7 protein-coding genes and 1 pseudogene are annotated in these 6952 nt (G+C 30.1%); 3 read left to right on the top strand and 5 right to left on the bottom strand.

Annotation, left to right across the window (positions count from 1 at the left end; all coding sequences use genetic code 11):
• The 3 genes and pseudogenes from EZH24_RS05160 to murA form a co-directional block, all read right to left on the bottom strand.
• Window positions 1-1338, bottom strand: a pseudogene (locus tag EZH24_RS05160) (hypothetical protein); the annotation flags it as partial.
• A 122-nt stretch (window positions 1339-1460) separates the two neighbouring features.
• The gene (gene flgF / locus EZH24_RS05155; protein WP_137998065.1) at window positions 1461-2309 is read right to left on the bottom strand and encodes a flagellar basal-body rod protein FlgF; all 849 of its coding nucleotides are present in this window, start codon (window positions 2307-2309) and stop codon (window positions 1461-1463) included.
• 12 nt (window positions 2310-2321) lie between these two features.
• Window positions 2322-3599, bottom strand: a complete 1278-nt coding sequence (gene murA, locus EZH24_RS05150) for a UDP-N-acetylglucosamine 1-carboxyvinyltransferase (RefSeq protein ID WP_137998064.1) — start codon at window positions 3597-3599, stop codon at window positions 2322-2324.
• A 260-nt stretch (window positions 3600-3859) separates the two neighbouring features.
• Between murA and EZH24_RS05145 the strand changes: the two genes are divergently transcribed.
• Genes EZH24_RS05145 through EZH24_RS05135 form a run of 3 tightly spaced genes read left to right on the top strand, consistent with a single transcriptional unit; the run spans window position 3860 to window position 4712 of the window.
• Window positions 3860-4051, top strand: a complete 192-nt coding sequence (locus tag EZH24_RS05145; protein WP_137998062.1) for a hypothetical protein — start codon at window positions 3860-3862, stop codon at window positions 4049-4051.
• 43 nt (window positions 4052-4094) lie between these two features.
• Entirely contained in the window at window positions 4095-4433 is a 339-nt protein-coding gene (locus EZH24_RS05140) for a hypothetical protein (protein WP_137998060.1), read from the top strand.
• A gap of 27 nt (window positions 4434-4460) precedes the next feature.
• Window positions 4461-4712: a hypothetical protein gene (locus EZH24_RS05135; RefSeq protein ID WP_137998059.1), complete on the top strand. Its 252-nt coding sequence runs from the start codon at window positions 4461-4463 to the stop codon at window positions 4710-4712.
• An 88-nt stretch (window positions 4713-4800) separates the two neighbouring features.
• On the opposite strand, the gene EZH24_RS05130 is transcribed toward EZH24_RS05135, so the two are convergent.
• The gene (locus tag EZH24_RS05130) at window positions 4801-5292 is read right to left on the bottom strand and encodes a GNAT family N-acetyltransferase (protein ID WP_137998057.1); all 492 of its coding nucleotides are present in this window, start codon (window positions 5290-5292) and stop codon (window positions 4801-4803) included.
• 139 nt (window positions 5293-5431) lie between these two features.
• Window positions 5432-6502 carry a homoserine O-acetyltransferase MetX gene (metX, locus tag EZH24_RS05125; protein WP_236847077.1) on the bottom strand — a complete coding sequence of 357 codons (1071 nt, stop codon included), beginning with the start codon at window positions 6500-6502 and terminating at the stop codon, window positions 5432-5434.
• Window positions 6503-6952: the final 450 nt, after the last annotated feature.

Genomic DNA, 6952 nt, shown 5'->3' with positions numbered 1-6952 from the left:
ATAAGAATTTTTTATTATGGAGTTTAAATCCTTATAATATATCGAAATCATATTCAAATTTTTTATATAAGAAAAAATCGCTATCGTTCTAACGCCGTTATTCATATTAAATACGGGAGTTATATAAAAAGAATTGCTTTCAAGTCGACTTTCAAAATCGCCGATATATTGATAAAATTCTCTTTCAGAACCGAATAAATTATACAAAGCTTGATTAAAAAATCTTCTATCGCTCGCATATACGACATTTCTATCATTTAATTTATAATTCGCATAATTCCAAGCGGAAAGCGAACTACTGTCGTTTATAATTTCAAAATATTCCGATATGTCTATATTTGCGATTATATTTCCCATTTGACTGTTTATTAATGTCAAAGGATAATAAAAAGATACGGATATATTTCCGATATTGTCGACTAAAATATCCGAATAAAAATTATTATTGTTTGAAAGAGATATTGGCGGAGGACCGTAATTTATCGAGGTAGAATATATATTATTTGCGTCTTTCGATACGAATACCGAAGCCGAAGAACCTCTATCCAAAAATCTTCCGTTTATATTTATGTAAATAGAATTATAATTATTTTTTAAGTCTATATATCTATAATTTTCATTTATATAACGACTCAAATTATTTATGTTTAAAATATTTTGATTCAAATTGTTTTTTACTCTTAAGTCAAAAACTCTTAAATCTGAAAAAGCGTTTTCATAATTTTTATTTATGCTATCGTTTACATTAAAAATTTCATTTAAAGTTTCTTCTTCATAAATATTCAAATAAGATTCTTCTCTAATTCTTATATAATTCAAAATCAAACCGAAAGCCACGCATGAAAAGAAAAAATAAATCGTATATAAAACTTTAAATATCAAAGACAGATAGAAAGCGCTTACATTTTCTTCCAAATCCGATTTATTGGAAGCGAATCTAAATACCATCGCGTATAAAGAACAAATGCCTCCGCTCAAAAGCAAACAGGCAAAAACGGCGGCTAAAGAAGTATATATATAAGTTTCTCCGTTAAAAACGGCGAACATCGCTATTTCTATTAAACCTCCCAAAACGCTTAATGTGGGAAATGCTTTTACAGTTCTGTCGGCAATATTTATTTTTTCGCCTTTCTCCCATTTCCGACAAAAACTTAAAAATAATATAAAAGATACGACCATAAATAATATTTTTATGCCGTAGAAAGGAAGCCCCGATTTATTATAAATGAAAAACCATATAAAAGAATACCATATTGCAAAATCGCATAATATATATATGGATAGAATTTGAATTTTTATCATCCGAATTAGATTTCTTTTTGATTTAGATAAAGCCATAGTTTCCCCGTTCGTAATAATTTATAATTTTTTATATTTTATACGCTATTATATATTATCGTATATTTTTTATCAAAATATTAATTGGGGATTTTATATGTTTATAATATTAAAATAAAAATTTATACTCTTCCTACTTCGTTTACCACTCTTCCAATCAAAGTGTCATGCGTGGCTATGGTTTTTGAATTGAGTTCGTAAGCTCTTTGAACTTCAATCATTCTAACCATTTCGTTAATCGGATTTACATTGCTCATTTCCAAAAATCTTGAAAGCACTTTCGGGCGGTCGACTCCTTTTTGCGCTATATACGCTGGTCCGCTGATTTCCGTATCAACCCAAAAAGATTCGCCTTCTTTTTTCAAATATCTTTCGTTTTCAAATCTGACAATTTTTAAAGTGTCTAAAATTTCTTCGTCTTTCCATTCGTTTTCGGTAAGTTGAACAAAGTCTTCGTTGTTTTGGTATCTTCTGTTTACGCTTACTCTTCCCTCTTCGTCTATAACATAATTATTCGTTTTTATTTGAATATAGCCGTTTTCTCCCATCACTTTATAGCCATGTTTTGTCACCAAATAATTATCTTTATCGATAAGAAAGCTTCCGTTTCTCGTGTATCTTTCGCCATGCGGAGTTTCTATCGCGAAAAATCCTTTATCGCTTAATGCAATATCGAGCTGATTTCCCGTTTCCCTTAAAGAGCCTTGTTCCCATTCGGTAAAAACTTCGTTGACTTCCACACCCGTTCCCAATCTTCCCACATAAGGTCTTATATCGGTAGAACCCAAAGGAAATATTACAACTCCATCGTCTTCTTTTCTTGCAGCCATCATTTCTGGAAAAGCCTTGAAAGTCGCCGTATCTCTTTTGAATCCAGGTTTATCGACATTAGCCAAGTTATTTGCCACAACATCCAATCTTTCCTGTTGAGCTATCATTCCGCTTGCTCCAGTATAAACGCCTCGAACCATTTAATCCCCCTTTTATAAAATATCGTCTTTTTCTTTTTTGGTTTTTATATTAATTTTATTTAATTTATCTTCCAAATTCTCATATCCTCTTTCAATATGATAGATTCTGTGAATATTGGTGATTCCTTCCGCTATAGCTCCCGCCGCAACCAAAGCCGCTCCCGCTCTCAAATCGCTTGCCTGAACATCCGCTCCAGATAATTTTTTCCCGCCGTTAATAATTATCTTCGATTCTTCTTCTCTTATATCCGCTCCCATACGAATCAATTCTGGGACATTGCTAAATCTGTCGGGATAAATATTTTCTTTAATATCGCTTCTACCATTGATTGCGCATGCCAAAGTAGTAAAAATAGCCTGCAAATCGGTTGGAAAATCGGGATAAGGCAAAGTTTCCACAGTAAAAGGTTTCAATTCTCTATTTGTGGCGTCAATTTCAATAGTGCCGTCCTTAGTTTTAATATTGCAACCTATTGAAGAAAGCAAATCTAAAACGCAAGTTAAATGTTTATGATTGGTTTTTTCCAATTTCAATTTTCCTTTTCCCGCCGCCGCGATTGCAAGAAAAGTTCCCGTTTCTATTCTGTCGGGTATAACTTCAAATTCCGTTCCATGCAATTCGTCCACTCCGTCTATAACCAAAGTCGAAGTTCCAATTCCTTCGATTTTAGCGCCCATTGAAACCAATAATTCCGTCAAATTAACGCATTCGGGTTCTCTTGCCGCTCCGTTTATTATAGTTTTTCCTTTCGCCAAAGTTGCCGCCATCATAACATTATCCGTCCCAAGCACTGTCGGTCCGTTTTTTCCGAATAAATTTATTTCATTTCCTTTAAGTCTATCTTTAACCTTAGCGTTTATATAACCGCCCGATATGTCAATCTCCGCTCCCAATTTTTCCATTCCCATTAAATGCAAATCAATTGGTCTTGGTCCGAAAGCGCAACCTCCTGGATAAGAAACTCTGCAATGTTTTCTTTTCGCAAGCAAAGGTCCCAAAACTATTATCGAGCCTCTCATTTTTTTTACCAATTTATAAGGAGCTTCATCGCTTTTTCCGTTTTGAGATATTATGACTGTAGTATTATTTTTGAAATCTACTTTTTTACCCAAAGGCTCTAATATATTTATAAGAACATGAACATCGACTAAATCGGGGACATTATGCAAAGTTATAGGCTCGTCCGTTAAAATTGACGCTACCAAAAGAGGAAGCGAAGCGTTTTTTGAACCTGAAATTTGAACGGTCCCAGAAATATTTTTTGAACCTTCTATAACATATTTATACATTACGATTGCCTAATAATTTATATTTTTATATTCGGTATATTGAAAGAATGCTTAATAATTTAATTTTTTGATTTTAGTTTTTTCAATTTCATAGTAAAAATTGTAGTATTTGTATTATTTATAATATCAACTTTTAGATTCAACTCTATTTTTATGTAAATTTTATTTATAAACTATTTACAAAATAATTACAATGTGTTATAATTATAATATAGAAAATAAAACTTCATTACATTAAAGTAAAGAAAGGAGGCAAGAAAATGAAGAAATTTTTTTCAATAATTTTAATGTTTGCGGGGGCTATTAATTTATACTGTTTCGATTTGATAGAAGATACTTTTGATTTTCTATTTGACGATTTGGCTAAAGTAATAGGAATAGTGGTAATAATAGCGGCAATAGTGTTTTTTGTCCGAAAATATTTTAATAAGAATTCGGATAAAGGCAATTGATACGATATTTAATTTTTTATATTTTTTATTAAGGAAAAGTAAATTGAAGAAAATAATTTTAAATAGTTTAATTTTTGTTTTTACGGCGTCCGTTCGGCTATATTGTTTTGACGATATTCTTGAAGATATATTCGATGATTTTGAAGATTTTTTTAGAATAGTCGGAATAATAGCCATGATTATTATCGTTATGTATTTTGTAAAAAGATTCATAAAAGACGATATTAATTTAAATGATAACAATAGACGAAACGAAAATAAAGAAGAAGCGCGAAAAATAAACTATGATAAAAAAGAAAATAAAGAATATAAAATAATCGAATACGATAAAAAAAATCTTGATAATGTTAATATTAAAAAAGGAGACGAATATGACAAATAATTATTTTTATTTTAAGGAGGTTTTATCATGAAAAATAATATTATAACAACTTCAAAAAAATCTAAAAAATTTTTATTGATTGCGGGAATAATCGCAATTGTAGGATTAATATTTTTAGGTTTAATGTATTTTAGCAGATATTTTGGCGGCGGTTATATTTTATATCGTATAATTGACGATTTTGACGATATTGTGGAAACATTATTCGAATTATCGTTAACCGTTGCCGTTATAGTATTTTTAGTCGTATTTTTCAAAAAGATATGGCATAAATTATAAGCTATAATAAGAAAATCAAAAATGAAAGATTAACTTTTTAATTTTCTATTATTAAAGGTTAATCTTTCATTTTATTTCATTTAAAAATTTATTCTGATTTTTGAAAGGCGATTCTATCTTCTTCGTTTCTTCTCAATTTGATTATTCCGCATTTTGTATAGCCTTCTCTTTCGAGTAATTTTTGCATGGGAATATTATATTCGCTCGTGTCGATTTTAATATTTTTATATTTATCGAAACAATAACGCATACAAAATCCGCCGACTCCTTTTTTATTGCTCATTGTGGCTATTCTATGAATAACGGCGTATTCTTTATCGTTAAGCCAATTTCCTTCGTATATTTGATTATAATCTTCTTCGATTCCAACATAAAAACAAAAATAACCGACTATATTATTTTCATCGTCCAAACAAACATAACCGATTGAATTTTTAATATCTTCTTCTATAAGACTCGCTGGCGGATGATTGTCTCCCCATTGATTAGGATTATTGTTTTCTTTCATATAATTTCTTGCATGCTCGAATATTTTTAAGATAATATTCAAATCGTTTAACTCGGCTTTTCTTATTGTCATAAAAAATGAAATCCTTACAAACTAAAAATAAACAAAACATAATAGATAACGCGATAATCATATATCGACTCCTTTATTTAATCAATCTATTTAAAAGATAATAATTTTTTCGGCATAGTCAAGTAGAAAATTTAAAAACCTAACTTTTCAAAAAATTATGTATATATTTCGCTTGCTCTTCGTTTTTTATCAAAAAAGCGTCATGTCCGTAATTCGATTTTATCTCATGAAATTCAGTTTCTATATTGGAATGATTATAAGCGTCTACAATATCAACCGACTGCGAACTCGGATAAAGCCAATCGGAAATAAAAGATATTATAAGAACTTTATTAAGCGAAATATTTTTTTTAGTTTTTATTTTTTTTATCTCATCTCTTACATCGAAAAAATCCATAGCTTTAGTAAGATATAAAAAACTATTCGCATCGAACCTTGTGGTAAATTTTTCGCCGTTATAATGCAAATAATTTTCAACTTCAAAAGAAGGCGTAAAATATTTTAAAGATTTTTTTCTCTTTCTTCCAAATTTTTCTCTCATATATTCTTCGCTCATGTAGGTTATATGTCCGAGCATTCGAGCCAAAGCGAGTCCTTTATCGGGAGACGAAATTCCGTAATATTTTCCGCCATACCATTCGTTGTCTTCAGTTATAGCCTGACGAGCTATTTCATTTAAAGCTATTTGCATAGGAGAATGCGTCATCGAGCTTGCGATTATTATTGCCTTTTTAATCGTATCGGGATAAGTCGCCGTCCATTGAAGAGCTTGCATTCCGCCCATAGAACCTCCGACTACGCAATATAATTTTTTTATTCCCAAATAATCTATAAGAATTTTTTGCGCCTTTACAATGTCTTTAATAGTGAAAGTAGGAAAATCCGTTCCGTAATAAGAATTGCCTTTAGATTTTTTTGAAGAAGGTCCCGTAGTTCCAGAGCATCCTCCCAAGACATTCGAGCAAATAACGAAATATTTATTTATATCTATCGCTTTATTTTTTCCGACAAAATTGCTCCACCATAGCGTGACATTCGAGTCGCCCGTAAAAGCATGACAAACCAAAATAGCGTTATCTTTATTTAGATTAAGTCTGCCGTTTACCGTGTAGGCTATAGTCAAATTTTCTATCGTCTCTCCGTTTTCAAATTTGAAAGTTTTATTCGTTTCAAAGTATTTAACTTCCGATATTTTATTTTTTTTATTCATTGGCAAATCTCCCATAATCAAGTTTTTATAAAAATTTTTAAAACAAAAAAGCCGCCAAATAAAATTTGACGGCTGGAGACAAAAAATAAAATCTATATTATACAGCCGTCCGTAAATCGCATTTGCATCATAGAAAAACCGCTATTTGAAACGCGATTAATATTTACGAAAGCCGTTTTTATCAATTTATTTTCCTCTTAAAAATTTTTATTTAATTTAATGAATAAATTATATACTAAAATAGAATTGTTGTCAATAGTTATAATTTAAAATATTGTCATTTGCCAAAAATAAAGTTAGCCGTTGGCGAATAATCTATTTTTTGTATTGTTTCGATAAATCTCGCGATAACGATAAATTTTTATAAATTAAACTATTGACATATTTTTTAATTTATGTTATATTTTACTTAAATTAAAGTTAATAAATAATGGATAACTTAAATATGGT

It is taken from the genome of Brachyspira catarrhinii (assembly GCF_005518285.1).
Taxonomy (GTDB): domain Bacteria; phylum Spirochaetota; class Brachyspiria; order Brachyspirales; family Brachyspiraceae; genus Brachyspira; species Brachyspira catarrhinii.
Note: the sequence above shows the minus strand (reverse complement) of the source record. Positions and strands in the feature narration are given on the sequence as shown.

Coding starts and splice junctions, on each gene's coding strand:
- flgF (WP_137998065.1), bottom strand. CDS start 2,309: ATGGTTCGAGGCGTTTATACTGGAGCAAGCGGAATGATAGCTCAACAG.
- murA (WP_137998064.1), bottom strand. CDS start 3,599: ATGTATAAATATGTTATAGAAGGTTCAAAAAATATTTCTGGGACCGTT.
- EZH24_RS05145 (WP_137998062.1), top strand. CDS start 3,860: ATGAAGAAATTTTTTTCAATAATTTTAATGTTTGCGGGGGCTATTAAT.
- EZH24_RS05135 (WP_137998059.1), top strand. CDS start 4,461: ATGAAAAATAATATTATAACAACTTCAAAAAAATCTAAAAAATTTTTA.
- EZH24_RS05130 (WP_137998057.1), bottom strand. CDS start 5,292: ATGACAATAAGAAAAGCCGAGTTAAACGATTTGAATATTATCTTAAAA.
- metX (WP_236847077.1), bottom strand. CDS start 6,502: ATGAATAAAAAAAATAAAATATCGGAAGTTAAATACTTTGAAACGAAT.